This window comes from Desulfomarina profundi (assembly GCF_019703855.1).
Taxonomy (GTDB): Bacteria; Desulfobacterota; Desulfobulbia; order Desulfobulbales; family Desulfocapsaceae; genus Desulfomarina; species Desulfomarina profundi.
Window position 1 is genome coordinate 189655 of sequence record NZ_AP024086.1, and the last position, 15648, is coordinate 205302.

A 15648-nucleotide genomic window follows, 5' to 3' on the forward strand; every position below is an offset into this window, starting at 1 on the left:
GTATCAAAATCTATCAATGTCCATGAGGTCATTGTACCATATAACCACCTTTAAAAGCACGTAAAATCAATGCGTATAAATCTATATATACTTTTATCAATAATTTAGCCCACGGACTTCTAATCCGTAGGTCGCAGGTTCGAATCCTGCCGGGCGTACCAGTAATAAAAAATGGGGTCGCATATCAAAATATGCGGCCCCATTTGTGTTTATTGCTGATTAAATCCTGATGGACTCGTAAAAACTCCGATCTACTGCGTTGTGGGGTGATCGTGTAATGCTCGACGTACCATATGTACGCCTGCGCTTACACGACACCGCCACACCTTGTATATCGAAGTTTTTCCAGAGTCCATCTGGGAACGTTGAACGACTTTTTACGGGATCATCAATCCTGGTTTACACATTTTTCCCGGCGCGAATTCGACGGTTGGCAAGTACGGCAAGACCTGCCCCGAAGAGAAGGAGTGTGGCCGGTTCGGGTACCTGTTTTGCCTGAAAATTATCTAACGCCCACAGGGCCTCCTCATTATTGTTCGAGAAGGCTCCATAATGGAGCAGTTGGTTGTTTTCCCAGGTTCCTGTGCTTCCGTTAATATTGCTGATTGTGTCGGTACCGCTGAAGAGATAGAGGCCGATGCTTGTATAGTCCGCAAGTACATCAGAAAAACTCTGGTTATTGGCATCATAATTCGGCCAGCGGAGAAAATTATCTTCCTTTAATAATACGGAGTGGGTTTCCCAGCCCTGGAGAAGATTGATATTAATACTTGAGGACCGTTTTGAGACAAACATATTGTATTCGTCAAATCCGTCATTGTCAGTATCGCCAATATTATTTGCTATGACCCATCGGGCATACACATTTCCATCATCCCCATAGGAACCATTCGCCAGTGTCTTCCAATTGTTGGTGCTGAAGATATCTGTCTGCAGCCGCATTCCAGTAAGGTCGCCCAATGTGTTGTCGCTTATGTTTCCCATCCAGTATGCACGCTGGTCGGTTCCATTAGCTTTCTGGTAGATGTTGCCTGCGGGATTACCGCTGGTTGCCCGCCAGTCGGCCGCACTCGATGGGAAAAGCGTATCATAACCAGGGCCCCGGCTGGTCGTCCCACGTAGGACTGTTGCCATCCTTCAGAACCGGTGTCAAATGTATAGGGTAGAGCAAAGACAGAAAGCACTGTTCCCGGTAACAGTAGTGCAGTTACGACGATAATTATTTTTATTTTCTTTTGTATTAACATGTGTTCGTCCTTGTAATTTGAATAACTGAAATACTATTCAGCCTGTTAATGTTTGCCATTGGCATGCAAAAAATATACCTGTAAGAACCGGTGTAGAGTGTTATGGCAAAATTCTGTTTCTTTAGCCCGCATTTTTCATGAACATTGTGTCAATTTTGAGAATATCTGTAGAATACAAACAATGAGCCAACTCTCAATGATTGAACAAAATTTACACAATGTTCACCCAAGGTCAGTCCAGGCTACGCCATTTGCTGCAGTATTTCGGCAGTAAATAGAGGTCACTATAATTTACTGCCGAGAATTTTTAAGCTGACGCCACCTGAACTGATAAGAAATGCAGGTTAGAGTTTTTCTGGCTCGGGAGAAAGATAAAAAAGCATTACAAATTATAATTAATCGATATTCCGGAAAAAAGAAAAACTGTTTCCTGTTTTAAGGAAATTATTTATTGGGAGCTCTGAAAAAATTTACGGCAACTGTCAGGTAGGAAGATGGTTATGGGTAAAGGCAGGGCTGGGTAGTTTTCAGTTGATTTTTTCATCGTTTTGCGTGTTCTTCCTATTTAACCGTCAATTTGCGGGGTGTTGTATTTGGTTATTTCAATTAAGGTTTCTAAACGCACAACTCTTTTGTCAACATCGACTACATGGGATTGCAGTTTATCTATGTCTTGATTTAAGCGTTTGGTTTCATCGGTGAGTTTTAATACATCAATTAACAACTCTTTCCAGCCTGCCATTATTTCTCTCCCAGTAATGCTAATGTGTTATGTAAGCGTTCACGTGTTTTTACGGTGTCCGCTATTGCTTCTTTAACTCTTGTGGATACCAGATCAAATAATTCTGATTCATTAAGATCTGCTGGAACATCAGGGTCAAAGGCATCTATGGCCATGCGTACAATTTCGGCAGCTGAAGTATTTTGTTTTTCAGCCAGATCTTTGAGTTTGTTAATTTGGCGTGGGGCAATAAGATATTGTTTTCGAACTAAGTTTTCTGTGATTTGCATATATTTATCCCATAAGTTTTGATTTATTCCTGTCTTTTAAATTAGTATATGCATACACAAGCATATACACAAGTTATTTCTGTTGTTTCCCCTGTTATTTGTAAATATCTCACTTATGGACAGACTCTATATGACAAGGAAATTATCACTGACCGGTTTAATTCCTTTTCCAGACCATTCAACATCAGGGAGGCATGCCCGGCAGAGTCGATAATACCTTATGGAGTCAGTATCATGATTGATTAAGGTGATCATATTTCAATAACATCCTGATTCACAATAAAGAGATTTCTTCTCATTTTCTGAAGTGCAGGATTGAGGATTCATATTAACAGCATTAATCAGGCAGGAAATTAATTTTCAACCCAGGGCAACATCCAGAATCATCATAGTGGCAAATCCGGTCATTGTTGCCATGGTCACAATATCGATATTAGCGTAATTTCTCTGGGATTCGGGGATAAGTTCTTCCACAACAACAAAAATCATTGCTCCGGCGGCAAAGCAGAGGGCATAGGGGAGGATATTCTGCATTTTCATGACAAAGAGGGCACCAATGACTCCGGCGACGGGTTCCACAATACCGGAAGCCTGGCCCAGCATGAAACTTTTTGTTTTGCTCATTCCCTCTCTTCTCAGGGGCAGAGCCACTGCAGTTCCTTCCGGAAAATTCTGGATACCGATCCCGATGGCAAGGGCAATGGCGCCACCCAGTGTTGCGGAAGGGAGTCCAGCGGCGACAGCTCCAAAGGCCACACCGACAGCCAGTCCTTCCGGAATATTGTGCAGGGTGATGGCCAGCACCAGCAGTGTACTTCGCTGCCATGATGTTTTAATGCCTTCAGTTTTGTCTGTACTGAGTCCGGGGTGAAGATGGGGGAGAAATTTGTCGGTCAACCGCATGAAAATACCTCCGCCCATAAAACCGATGGTGGCTGTCAGCCAGGGTGTATGGCCCAGCTCTTCCGCCATCTCGATACCGGGAGCAAGCAGGGACCAGAAGCTTGCGGCAATCATGACCCCAGCTGCAAAACCGAGCATCGAATCCATCAGCTTGGCATTAACCGTTCTGGTCAGGAAAACCAGGGCCGCACCAGCGGCGGTCACACCCCAGGTGAAAAGTGTTGCAAGCAGAGCTTGGACAACAGGGTTGAACTGCAGCATGTATTCCGACATTTTTATAGGCCTCCATGTCAATAATTGGATATCACATGCTGTTTATCATACCAGATGCCTCCTTCAGTATTCAAACCGTATGAGCGGGTATGAACACTTTTTTCAGTTCAAACCGATTTTCTCCCAATACCCTTCTATTTCCAGCTTTTTTTTTAAAAAAAAGAGCAATTCATTCCGGTTGCTTTTGCCGGAATGGGTTTTTCTGTATTCTGACAATATTGCTTTTTTTTGCCGGGATTCATAAAGATTCCATTCTACAAGAAGGTCCTGCTGCTGGTCCGGTGTCATAAAGTATCACCTGATGAATTAAGGCACTCTTAAGTTGTGTTGTGACGACTGATTATTTGAGAGCAATTTTTTTCATAATAACCGGAAGATCTTACAAATTTCCTACAAACTGGGTATCCGCTTGCCTCCAGTAACCACAACATGTAGTATATCCTCAATGAACATTTTGGAGGAGGATATTAATTGGAGCAAGAAGATTACCCGGAAGACTTTGAGCAATTTATTGTCAGGTTTGCAACTGAGCAAGATTGTTACGACTATATTTCGAAAATTCGCTGGGCCAACGGTTTTACTTGCCCGCGTTGTTGTAGCAGCAACTACTGGCGGAAAACCAATAAACGCCCGCTGATGGTCTGCGCGAGCTGTGGACTTCAAACCTCGATCACCGCTGGAACTATTTTCCAGGGAACTCGCAAGCCCCTTCGACTCTGGTTCCACGTTATGTGGTGGATGATGTCGCAAAAGACGGGCGCCAGCGCAAAGAATTTGCAGCATACTATGGGATTCAAGCGATATGAGACAGCATGGACTTGGCTGCATAAACTTCGACACGCCATGATTCGCCCTGGCCGTGATCGGCTTATAGGTGCTGTAGAGGTAGACGAAACATTTATAGGCGGTGCCGAGAATGATACTAAAGGCCGCGAAACAGAAACTAAAACCCTCGTTGCTATTGGAGTAGAGCTGGAGGAAAAGAAACTCGGTAGAATACGATTCAAGGTCATACCCGATGCTTCGGCAGATAGTTTGATCCCGTTTATCAAGGAGAACATTACTCCGGGCAGTTGCGTAATCACCGATGGATGGCTTGGCTATGCGCCTTTGAGGAAAGAAAATTATCAGCATGTTGTTCACAATATATCTCAGAGTGATGAATCAGCTTCCACCTTGCTTCCTCATGTTCACTTGGTTGTCTCGTTGATAAAAAGGTGGCTTATGGGAACTCATCAAGGCGCTGTTTCCCAGAAGCATCTGTCTGAATACTTGGATGAGTATGCTTTCAGATTCAATCGTCGATTGTCTACTCATAGAGGCAAGTTATTTTACAGGCTTATGCAACAAGCTGTCTCAACTGAGCCGACATTTCGGCAAGATATTGTTTCCTAAGCCCAATATACCATATGTTGTACCAACTGGACTAAAACGGATACCCAGTTCCTACAAATTTCAAGAGTGGGAAATAATACAGGACAGTTTTTGAGGAACTTATAAGAAAAGTGTAATTGACCTTGCATTATACAATCGTTACCATATGAATAACTGTGCCGCGCACTCCCTGATTCCTGTGGAGGAGATGATGACTGAAAAATTTGATTTCTGGAATGATCATTCCGAGACGTTTCTTGAGATGGCGTACCTCTGGGAGCGAAGAAAACCTCTCAATAATCCTGACGGATATGGCAGAAAGACTGGTGACTGTGGTGACACTATTACCATATATCTCGCCATTGAAAACGATACGATCATCTCGCTCAATTTTCAGCTTGATGGTTGTATTCATACAAATGCCTGCTGTAATGGGCTGGCGGTTCTTGTCGAAGGCAAAAAGACAGAAGATTGCTGGCAGGTAAAACCTGAGGATGTTATTGATTTCTTACAAACTCTCCCGGAAGATCATTATCATTGCGCGGAGCTGGCCACAGGTGCATTCTATCTGGCACTTTCTGATTATGAGGAAAAGAGAAAAGCCGGGAATTTGTAACCTGTTACAAACATGATGATTGATATAACGAAATTGCCTGCCCTGTGACAAGTTACGGAAATTGACCTATGTCATTTTAACCATGGACTGTCTGCAGTATTATCATCCTGGAAAGAACCATGGAACAACAGATATTCATGGGAGATAAATGAATTTGCCAGGAGAAAAACATGTCCGGATGTGGTTGTGGTTGCAGCAGCAGTGGTGGTGGTCCCTTTTCCAAGGGAAAAGAACTTGTAGAATTTGTGTATAATGCCCATGGCGGTACAGTCAGGGACCAGCCGATCAGCAGAGGTCCGATTGAAACAGAATGTCAGGGTTGTGGCGCGGTGTTTGTTTTGGAAACGTACGTGGGCAAATGTGGGGAGTGTGGCGGCGTTCACGCTGTTGCACCTATGAACCCCACTGCTGAAAATGTACAGTTTGCAGGCGTTGGTTATACACTGCCATGACTTTTTTGAGTGAAGTTGTCTTCGGGATGGCCGTAACGCAATAGAAAATTTATGGCCATCTGTCATGCTCTCCTTCTGCTTCCTCCCCTTGTAAAGTTATTCCTTCTTGAAGTACAATAAAAAGTGTTCTGGGGTTGTCCTGAAATGGGCAGGCAGAACAGTGTACGGCCATTCTTTTTCTTCTTTGCAGAGTCAGGTTGATATGAAGCCAATGAAAAGCCTGCAGAATGCTCTCAATTGGAGCATGATTCTGGTGTCGGTTCTTTCCGTACTGATGGTCGGTTCATTCTGGATTTTTCAGGAATATAAAAAATTCAATGATGAGCTTTCCAGTATAAGAAATCAATATTATTCAACCCAGAAAAAGGCAATCAAGGATGAAGTTCATCGTGTCCTGAATTATGTGAATTTTCAACGGGCAACAACAGAAGAAAAGTTGAAGAGGAATATCAGGGCCCGTGTCTATGAGGCCGTTGCCATCGCCGAAAATCTTTATAAAACTCACCACAACGATAAAAGTGATGAAGAAATAAAAACGATTATCAAGGAGGCACTGCGTCCTCTCAGATTTAATCAAAATCGCGGGTATTTCTTTATTTATGACATGGAGGGCAACAATGTCCTTCTTCCGACATTTTCAAAATGGGAAGGACGGAATTTGTGGAACCTGAAAGACAGCAAGGGAGATTATAATATCCGAAGGTTCGTCCGTCTGCTGAAAGAAAAGGGGGAAGGATTTCTTCGCTGGTACTGGTACAAACCGGACAAACGGGATTCCATGTCAGAAAAAATTGGTTTCAGCAAGGTCTTTAAACCGTTTGGCTGGTGGATTGGAACAGGTGAGTACCTTGAGGATTATACGAATAATATTCAAAAAGAGGTCCTGGAATGGATTAATAAAATCCGTTTCGGTCGCGACGGTTATATCTTCGTCTATGACTTTCAGGCAAATACTCTGGCACATTTTAAACAGAAAAACATTGGAATAAATCGCTGGAATTTCAGGGATTCAAGTGGCCAGTATGTGGTCAGAAAACTCATTGAGATAAGTCAGAAGAACGATGGTGGATATCTGAACTACGTGGGCACAATCAGGCCGTCAACCGGGAAACCCGCCCCCAAGATAGCTTATGCCAAAGCAGTAAAAGACTGGAACTGGATGGTGGGTGCAGGGCTTTATGTGGATTCGATTAATGATGTTATTGCTGAGAGACAGAAGATTCTTGGTAGAAAAATCAGAACAAGCATACTGACTATTCTTGGAATTCTCATTATTTCTCTCATCTGTATCAGTTTCATATCCAGGTTTATTTCCAGGAAAATTGCTAAAAATATTTCAGTTTTCACCTATTTTTTTGAACAGGCTGTTACTGAATCCGCCAGGATAAGCGATAAATCAGTATATTTTTCCGAATTCAAACAACTGGCCCGTTCTGCAAACACCATGGTTGATGAACGAAAACGATCAGCGGAATCTCTTGAGAGGTTGCAGAAACAGTTGCAACAGGCACAGAAGATGGAGGCGATTGGTACACTTGCTGGCGGTATAGCTCATGATTTCAATAACATACTTGCAGCAATCCTGGGCTATGCTGAAATGGCAAAGGATGACAGCCCGCCTGATTCGTCGGTGGCAAGGGATCTTGAAAAAGTACTGGATGCAGGACTTCGGGCAAAAGAACTTGTGCAGCAGATTCTCTCTTTCAGCCGTCAGGCTGATACGCAATGCATACATGTGCAGCCCGCAACCATTGTCAATGAAGTGATTAAGATGTTGCGGCCGTCGCTGCCTTCAACAATTACAATAAACAGTGAGATCGACTCCGGTACCGAGACGATTTTCGTTGATCCCACCAGGGTCCATCAGATCATAATGAATCTCTGTACCAATGCTTTTCATGCCATGGAGGAAGCCGGTGGTACCCTTGACATTTTCCTGCGGGAAACGGTTGTCGATGAAAAAACGGTTGAACAACATGAATTACCTGGGAAATCAAGAGAATACGTACAATTGACCGTCAGGGATACGGGGTCGGGGATTTCCCCTGAAATTAAAGATAGAATATTTGATCCATACTTTACAACCAAGGAACAGGGCAAGGGAACTGGAATGGGGCTTGCCATTGTTCACGGTATTATAAAGAGTTATGGAGGATTTATTTCAATAGAGAGTGAACTCGGAAAAGGCACTGCTGTCCATGTCTTTTTTCCGATAGCCAATAAAGAAGTGCCTGACGATGAACATTTAGCGCAATTACTGTCTGTCGGTAGTGAAAGGATCCTGTTTATTGATGATGAGGAAATTCTGGCAGAAATGGGCAGGGACATCCTTGAACGGCTCGGTTATCAGGTGACGGTAAGGACGGACAGCCTGACGGCTCTTGAAACGTTTCAAAACGAGCCGGAGCAGTTTGATGTTGTTATTACTGACCAGACGATGCCGGGCATGACAGGAACAGAGCTGGCGAGAAAGATGATGCTGATACGTCCGGATATTCCTATAATACTCTGTACCGGTTATTCAACTGTAGTTTCAGAAGCCAAGGCAAAGTCTCTGGGCATCAGAGAGTTTGCCCTGAAACCTCTTTCCAAAAAGGATATTGCCGCATTGATCCGGAAGGTACTTGATTGAGAAAATGACTGGAAATCCCTGCCGTACCAGTTCTTCTGCTGGTGTTGGCAGGGGGAATTATGTGGGTTAGTATCTTTTTAACGTTTTTTTGAGGTTTTCATCAAGTTTTTCCAGGAATTCTTCAGTAGTAAGAAATGTCTGTTCCGCACCGATGAGCAGAGCAAGATCCTTGGTCATATAACCTGATTCCACCGTATCCACACAGACTTTTTCCAGGGTCTCGGCAAAGTTCATAAGTTCCAGGTTTTCGTCAAATTTTCCTCGATACCAGAGACCGCGGGTCCAGGCGAAAATTGATGCTATCGGGTTTGTCGAGGTTTTATTGCCTTTCTGATGTTCACGGTAATGACGTGTTACTGTGCCGTGGGCGGCCTCAGCTTCAACTGTGCCACCGTCTTCAGTCATGAGAACCGATGTCATCAGCCCAAGGGAGCCGAAACCCTGGGCGACCGTATCCGACTGGACATCTCCATCGTAGTTTTTACAGGCCCAGACGAAACCGCCTTCCCATTTCAGAGCTGACGCCACCATATCATCAATGAGCCGGTGTTCGTAGGTGATTCCCGCCTCTGCAAATTTATCTTTGAATTCCTGGTCAAAAACATTCTGAAAGATATCCTTGAACCGACCGTCATACTGTTTGAGAATGGTATTTTTGGTGGAGAGATAGACCGGCCAGCCAAGATTCAGCCCGTAATTCATGCAGGAGCGGGCAAAACCGCGGATAGAGGCGTCAAGATTGTACATACCCATGGCGCAACCTGAATCGGGAAAGTCAAATACCTCATGTTCAATGGTTTCACCGCCATCTGCAGGTTCAAATCTCATGATGAGCTTGCCAGCTCCCGGGACGAGAAAGTCCGTGGCCCTATACTGATCCCCAAAGGCATGACGGCCGATGACGATCGGTTTTGTCCATCCCGGGACAAGTCGTGGGACATTGCTGCAGAGAATCGGTTGCCTGAAGACTGTGCCACCGATGATATTACGGATGGTACCATTAGGCGAACGCCACATCTGTTTCAGGTTGAATTCTTTGACCCGCGCCTCATCGGGGGTGATGGTCGCGCATTTAATACCGACCCTGTAGCGGTTGATGGCTTCAGCCGCCTCCACCGTGATGTGGTCTTCGGTTTCATCTCTTTTTTGGATGGAAAGATCGTAGTATTTCAGATCCATGTCGAGATAAGGAAGAATCAGTTTTTCTTTTATAAATTTCCATATGATTCTGGTCATTTCATCGCCGTCGAGTTCAACGACAGGATTTTTAACTTGTATTTTTTTCATTTTTTCCTTTCTCTTTTGAAGAGGTTTTTTTCAAATACTGTATTATAAATTACTTATAGTTTTAAGGCTACCTTAAAGCTCTTCTGGATCATCTGCGGTTTTCTGCAGAGAAATTCCCCGTTCTGGTATACTTGGTGAAAGATATGAGTAAGCTTATTTGTTATTGTTTTAATTATTCGGTGAAAGATATTGAAGAAGATGTGATTAAAAACGGCAGATCTATGATTCAGGAACGAATCGTGCGGGAAAAAAAAGATGGAGCCTGTCAGTGTCATACCAGGAATCCCTCGGGTAAATGATGTCTTGCCGATGTTCACCGTGTTGTGAGCAATGTCATGAAAAGAGAAGGGATCCAAAACATCTCTGGACTTCAATCAATTGTTCGGTAAATGGTCAGGGATACAGCATCATCGCACGGTCGCAGTGGTCGCAGAGTCGGACAGGTGTGATCGTGCCCTTTTTAAACCCATTTTCTGGTTTGACCCAGTTTCTTTAAATCCAGGAGGTATTGTTCGGATCTGTCAAGGTAGAAAGAGAGAGGTTTGGAGAAATTTTTACCAACAAGACCATCAACAAAGAACTGACTTATCTCTCTGTATCTTTTCAGGACAAGCTGTGAACGATAAAAAATCAGCCATTCCTCTTCTGTCATCTGTTGGAAAATAATGGTCAAAGCCTTATGGGCCCGCGGTTGATACAGCCAGAAATACATCAGGTCCAGAGCATTCACGATAATAAATTTTTCCTGTTCCCTCGCCTCATAGTTCAATGTTTCCATAGTCATTTTAGGTGACTGTAGCATTTCAAGTACATCTTCCTCCGGAAAATGTACCTCCAACCTGGCAAAAACCGCAAATAACTGAGAAATTTTATTTCTGTATGCCACAAGTCTTGCCTGAATATTTGCCTGTCTGTCTGCCAACCCTTCAATAACAGCTGCAACGCAGTCAGATGCAAATTTGGAAATAATTGCAGCCCATTTCTGCAAAACCATCGATATATCTGGAATACCGGTAAACTGTAAAACAAATCCAATAAGAATATTCAATAGAACGGCAAGTGGAATTGCCAGAATAGAACGGAAAAAATTCCCGGCAGCGGCGGCTTTTGGCAAGCCGCGGAAAATATTATGTCCGGAAATATACAAACCATTGGCAAGTCCCATAACCGAATAAAGTAAAATCGGATCAGAGGCGACAGTTATTCCCATAGTCTCTTTAAGCAGAATTGTTTTCACAAGGTAGTCAAGAAGCGGAACAGAAAAACCTGTGTACAGTAGTGAATCGGCAATACGGCTCCAGCTGACCAGTGAATTCCATGGTAAAAGAGGTGAGCGTCTCATGCCGCCCCCGCCAAGAACCGATTGAATGATATTTCGCGTACCGGTTATGCCAAACCAGATAAAAGCACCGCAATAGGCAAGCAGCCACCAGTCTTTAGTCAGGCTGAAAGTGAGAAAAGCGGGAATAAATCCAACAATTACTTTAAGACTGTTCTTCAGGTTGGTGTTCAGGTATTTCAATGAAGCTCTAACCCGTTTTTCATTTTTTTCTTCCCCGGTTTTTTTGCCGGCACCAGCGGGTCGCCCTAAACCGCCGAGAGTTGCGATATTACCATGGGTTCCAGGATGAACAAGAAATCCGTCAAGTTGCCAGTCCTGCCAGCGCTGGTCAATAGATCTGTTGATCAATGGTATTTTCTTGTATGATTTATTTTTTCCGGTCATGCCGGAACGGTCATAACATCGGCGATGGAAGTTTCTGGTGAGCAGGGCGCTGATGGGTATAAAAGACCGTTCCTGTCTGACAACAGCTTCTTTAACAGTACGGCGAGATCCTGCAGGCAGGGTATCAACCACTACCAGTCCCATGCCATGCTGATGTTCTGCCTGTCCCGTTGAACCGGAGCCGATTCGGGAGCCAAGCATTCTTTTCAAATAATAATTGTGAAATGACTCGAGGTTGTACAGTATCTCAACCAGTTGTTGCTTCCGGTTAAGCATCTTCTGCAGCTGCTCTTCACCCTGTTGTTTTTCAGGTTTTCCAGGAGGCAGGGTCTCAATGTATTCTTTCTGATTATGGCACTGTTCTTCAAAATCCCAGATAATGGCACGTACACATCTCTTCAAACTGATTACATTATCATCGTTAAGGGCTGTCTGGAGATCATTAATAATGGAATAATGCTGTTCAGGACTTTTGAGATCAACAGCTTCACCAGCCACACCTTTTTCGCCGATAATCACATTTGAACTCATGCCATGGGATGCATCTTTGAGATTGTAAGCTTCAATATGGGTAATCATTCCTTTGCAGGTATAGAGAAGTTCTAATACATCCTGGGCTGAGAGATTTCCGAGGTTGAGGGAAAATCTGGAACTTGAATGTAAAGCCTGCAGTCTGCGCAACAGTGCTTTTGGTTTTAAGCGGAGTAATTCAGGAAGATCCTCGCTTTCACGCGGTCGGTTCGGGTCGTGTAGTTCAGGATTTTGTCCCGGCAGAAGAAACTGTTCAATAATTGTCTCAACATTCAGTTCCCAAAGGTCTTTTATTCTGTCGTTGCCCTGTTTTGCATCGACGGGGGAAGATGTTTGTTTGAGATATGTAAACAGTGTGTTTTGAATAAATCGTGCCAGATGCAGGATCGATGGTTGTCCTGCCCCGACGAAGGCGAGAAAATCAGCACTCTTCATCACAGGAAAAGAAATTTTATACTCATCATTTATCCACTTGCGATGCCTGTTATTAAAAACTTCCAAAACCTCAAAAACGTATTTTTGCTGATACCTGGAAACGGAACGCCCTTCTTCCATCAGTTTTTTTACTGCATCCTGCTTTAAAAATTTCAGAGAAGCCCGGTTCGCATTAAACCCATGAGGTTCCCAGGTAAAACGGACATACTTATCCCGGAAACGACAGGACATTTCGATACCCACCTGAATTTTGACATCGAGGATAGCGCTGGCCTCAATCAACTCTTCGACCACTTCTGGACTGACAAAATTATAATAGACAACTTCAAGGAACCTGATACCTTTGATCCAGGCATCCATAACCAGGTGCGTAGGTGATTTGCGTCCTTTGGTGTTGGCGTCATGTACACGATCATCAAAGGCATACTGGTTCCACTCTTCGGGCATTTCCAGTAGATGATATTTTGAAAGCTCTGCTCTTACCAGCCGGGGGTTCCCCGTGGATACCATACGAAAATCATGAGCCAGTTTCAGTTGCTGAAGTTCGTTGTCGGAACTTCGAAGCAGGTTTTTCATGATCTGTATCAGAACTCTGGCAGTGTTATACTTGTATCTGGAAGTTGATGATAAGAGAACCTCATCCCGCAGCGAGCGTAGAGCTTTAATACGATCACTGGCCTTGCCGCTTTCAAAAGAACCGAGCAGACTGGCTATGGCATACGCAATGCGCAACCCCTGGGGAGCGGCCATTTCCTGAATACCCTGTGGATGCATATGTTCACCAAGAAGTACCCGCAGTTCTGAAGACTTGTTTCCCTGTTCTAAAACATCTCGTACAATTTGCAGAAGCTGGTAATCGTTTTTATCAAAAAAGATGGAAGCGGGTTTATTTTTCATGGCAGGTGGATGCGGTAAAGATCACATTGATGTGTGCCCACAATTCGGCACAGGTTTCGAGAGGGACTCAGTTCAGTCCCCCTTTGATAAGGCTGAAGAGACATATTATTACGGTATGTAATCTATTACAACATTTTCGAAAGAGCAGGAGAGGAAAATCAGGCCGCATCAGACGAGCGCCCGTGGATTCAGGCTTTTTTGAATACGTTATTTTTCTGTTTCGATTTGGGATATGGATTCTTTTTTTCTGTGCTGTTTGATTATCTGCATAAATGGTGGAATGAGCAGCAGGACAATAATAAACCACAGGGCTATTGCCTGGGGACGATTGAAAAATATTGAATAGCTGCCATGTCCCATGATGAGTGCCTGGGCAAATCCTGATTCCGCAATGGGTCCCAGGATCAGCCCCAGGATCAGTGCTCCCAGTGAAAATCCGGTCTTATGAAGGATAACTGCTGAAATTCCGCAGATCAGGGCAATAAAAATATCAAGTATGCTGTTGTTCATCGCATAAGAGCCCAGAATGGAAAACAGGCAGACCACAGGAATCAGCAGTCCCGTCGGTGTCAGGGAAATTCGGGCAAAATATGGTGCCATAAACAGACCGACAACCAGGAAAACGATATTGGCCAGGAAGAGTGACAGGATAAAACCATAGGTCATTACGCCATATTTAGTGAACAGTTCCGGGCCGGGAATTAACCCGTGGACAAGTAGACCCCCGAGAAGAGCTGCAGCAACGCTGTTGCCTGGTATGCCGAGAGTCAGGGTGGGGATAAGGGACCCCCCGACGCAGCCGTTGTTTCCCGCTTCTGCCGCCGCAATACCTTCCGGATTTCCTTTGCCAAAGAGTTCCGGTGTCTTAGAGAGTCTTCTGGCAAAATTATAGGAGAGAAATGCTGCTATGGTTGCCCCTTCTCCGGGGAGAATACCCACGACTGTTCCGGTGAGAGAACCAAGGCCGATAAATTTTTTCAACCCCTTTGGCATCGGTTCACGTTTTATTTTTTTCAGGGTTGATGTATCAGAAACGATGTTTTTTGTTCCGGTCAATTCAAGCATTTGAGATATGGAGAACATACCGATCAGGGCCGGCATGAAAGCAACCCCGTCATAGAGATCTGTAAGGTCCATGGTGTAACGCAGCATACCGGAAATAGGATCAGTACCGATTACTGCAATGATAAGGCCAAGAAGGCCTGATATGAGCGCTTTCACCAGGCGGTTTTCATCATCGGCCATGGAGACAATACCGACGAGTCCCAGGATGGCGAGGAGAAAGTATTCTGGTGGGCCGAATGAAAGGGCGAAGATTGCCAGGATCGGTGCCACAAGAAGGAGGATGAAAACGGAAAAGACACCGCCGACAAAGCTGGAAATCACTGAAACCTTCAAGGCAAGTCCGCCCCGGCCTTTCTGACTCATGGGATACCCTTCCATGGCAGTGGCAACGGCAGCGGGAGTGCCGGGAGTCCGCAGCAGAATAGCCGGAATTGATCCACCATACATGGCACCGCAGTAAACACCACCCATCAGAATAAGGCCGGTAAGCGGCTCAAGGACAAAGGTTACAGGAATAAGAAGGGCGACCGCCATGGTGGCGGTAAGGCCGGGCATTCCGCCGACCAGAACCCCGGAAATCGTACCGATGAAAACGGCGAACAGCGACACGGGGGTCATCAGGGCTTGCAGCGCATCCAGAATCATTTTTTATCCTCGATAATGACTGTTGTAATTGATGTCTACCAACACAATTCATACTGCGGAGCCTTTCACAGCTCCGCAGTACAGGTTTAAAACAGGGAACTTTCCGGCAGCGGAACTTCAAGGAGTTTGTCAAACACCAGATAGACAAAGACAAGCACACCCACTGAGGTAAAGATTATATGGGGTGTTTTGCGTGTACCGAGAAGGTACATGGCAGCCGGTAGAAAAAACGAAGAACCGATATAAAAACCCAATGGTTCCAGCAATATTGAGTAAACAAACATCAGGATGAGAAGCCCCCAGAACCTGACAGGTGTTTCGGTGAGGTTCAGACGGTCGGTTTTTTCTTGTGTTGAGGTGTTCTTTTTCTTCAGCCACAGCACAATTTCAAGAAGACATAATCCACCGAAACAGATGGCGAGGAATCGTATATATGTAGCTGTTGAATGCTGCACCATTTCTGGAAAGGCTGCTGTGCTCCTGTAGAGCAGAACGGAAAGAACCAGAAACAGACTGAGAAGCAGAAGTTCCGTTGCTTGTTTTGTCATGGTTTT

The 15648-nt window shown here is 44.5% G+C and carries 14 protein-coding genes; 5 read left to right on the forward strand and 9 right to left on the reverse strand.

Translation table 11 applies throughout. The annotated features are described in order from the left end of the window. Nucleotides 1-399 precede the first annotated feature (399 nt). From LO777_RS00845 to LO777_RS00865, 5 genes are all read right to left on the reverse strand, one after another. Entirely contained in the window at nucleotides 400-1134 is a 735-nt protein-coding gene (locus LO777_RS00845; RefSeq protein WP_228855700.1) for a PEP-CTERM sorting domain-containing protein, read from the reverse strand. 678 nt (nucleotides 1135-1812) lie between these two features. After that, nucleotides 1813-1989, reverse strand: coding sequence for a hypothetical protein (locus LO777_RS00850; protein WP_228855701.1), 177 nt, complete (start codon nucleotides 1987-1989; stop codon nucleotides 1813-1815). Further along, on the reverse strand, nucleotides 1989-2258 hold the full coding sequence (locus LO777_RS00855; protein ID WP_228855702.1) for a hypothetical protein: 270 nt from the start codon (nucleotides 2256-2258) through the stop codon (nucleotides 1989-1991). Before LO777_RS00855 ends, LO777_RS00850 begins: the two co-directional genes overlap by 1 nt. A gap of 360 nt (nucleotides 2259-2618) precedes the next feature. Beyond that, nucleotides 2619-3434: a ZIP family metal transporter gene (locus LO777_RS00860; RefSeq protein WP_228855703.1), complete on the reverse strand. Its 816-nt coding sequence runs from the start codon at nucleotides 3432-3434 to the stop codon at nucleotides 2619-2621. 102 nt (nucleotides 3435-3536) lie between these two features. After that, the gene (locus tag LO777_RS00865; protein WP_228855704.1) at nucleotides 3537-3722 is read right to left on the reverse strand and encodes a hypothetical protein; all 186 of its coding nucleotides are present in this window, start codon (nucleotides 3720-3722) and stop codon (nucleotides 3537-3539) included. A gap of 183 nt (nucleotides 3723-3905) precedes the next feature. Between LO777_RS00865 and LO777_RS00870 the strand changes: the two genes are divergently transcribed. From LO777_RS00870 to LO777_RS00885, 4 genes are all read left to right on the forward strand, one after another. Further along, entirely contained in the window at nucleotides 3906-4829 is a 924-nt protein-coding gene (locus LO777_RS00870; RefSeq protein WP_407929093.1) for an IS1595 family transposase, read from the forward strand. Nucleotides 4830-5019: 190 nt separating this feature from the next. Further along, on the forward strand, nucleotides 5020-5424 hold the full coding sequence (locus LO777_RS00875; RefSeq protein WP_228855705.1) for an iron-sulfur cluster assembly scaffold protein: 405 nt from the start codon (nucleotides 5020-5022) through the stop codon (nucleotides 5422-5424). A 170-nt stretch (nucleotides 5425-5594) separates the two neighbouring features. Further along, complete coding sequence (locus LO777_RS00880; RefSeq protein WP_228855706.1) at nucleotides 5595-5876, forward strand: hydrogenase maturation nickel metallochaperone HypA; 282 nt, start codon at nucleotides 5595-5597, stop codon at nucleotides 5874-5876. A 202-nt stretch (nucleotides 5877-6078) separates the two neighbouring features. Beyond that, nucleotides 6079-8508 carry a cache domain-containing protein gene (locus LO777_RS00885; RefSeq protein WP_228855707.1) on the forward strand — a complete coding sequence of 810 codons (2430 nt, stop codon included), beginning with the start codon at nucleotides 6079-6081 and terminating at the stop codon, nucleotides 8506-8508. Between the two features lie 66 nt (nucleotides 8509-8574). On the opposite strand, the gene LO777_RS00890 is transcribed toward LO777_RS00885, so the two are convergent. After that, nucleotides 8575-9795, reverse strand: coding sequence for an NADP-dependent isocitrate dehydrogenase (locus LO777_RS00890; RefSeq protein ID WP_228855708.1), 1221 nt, complete (start codon nucleotides 9793-9795; stop codon nucleotides 8575-8577). Nucleotides 9796-9938: 143 nt separating this feature from the next. Here LO777_RS00890 and LO777_RS00895 point away from each other — a divergent pair, with 143 nt between their 5' ends. Beyond that, a complete protein-coding gene (locus tag LO777_RS00895) occupies nucleotides 9939-10094 on the forward strand; it encodes a bacterioferritin-associated ferredoxin (RefSeq protein WP_228855709.1) in 156 nt (51 codons plus the stop codon). Between the two features lie 161 nt (nucleotides 10095-10255). On the opposite strand, the gene LO777_RS00900 is transcribed toward LO777_RS00895, so the two are convergent. The 3 genes from LO777_RS00900 to LO777_RS00910 all read right to left on the reverse strand — a co-directional run bounded on the left by LO777_RS00900 (nucleotide 10256) and on the right by LO777_RS00910 (nucleotide 15642). Continuing rightward, the gene (locus LO777_RS00900) at nucleotides 10256-13384 is read right to left on the reverse strand and encodes a hypothetical protein (protein ID WP_228855710.1); all 3129 of its coding nucleotides are present in this window, start codon (nucleotides 13382-13384) and stop codon (nucleotides 10256-10258) included. Nucleotides 13385-13591: 207 nt separating this feature from the next. After that, entirely contained in the window at nucleotides 13592-15094 is a 1503-nt protein-coding gene (locus LO777_RS00905) for a tripartite tricarboxylate transporter permease (protein ID WP_228855711.1), read from the reverse strand. An 86-nt stretch (nucleotides 15095-15180) separates the two neighbouring features. Further along, a complete protein-coding gene (locus LO777_RS00910) occupies nucleotides 15181-15642 on the reverse strand; it encodes a tripartite tricarboxylate transporter TctB family protein (RefSeq protein ID WP_228855712.1) in 462 nt (153 codons plus the stop codon). Nucleotides 15643-15648: the final 6 nt, after the last annotated feature.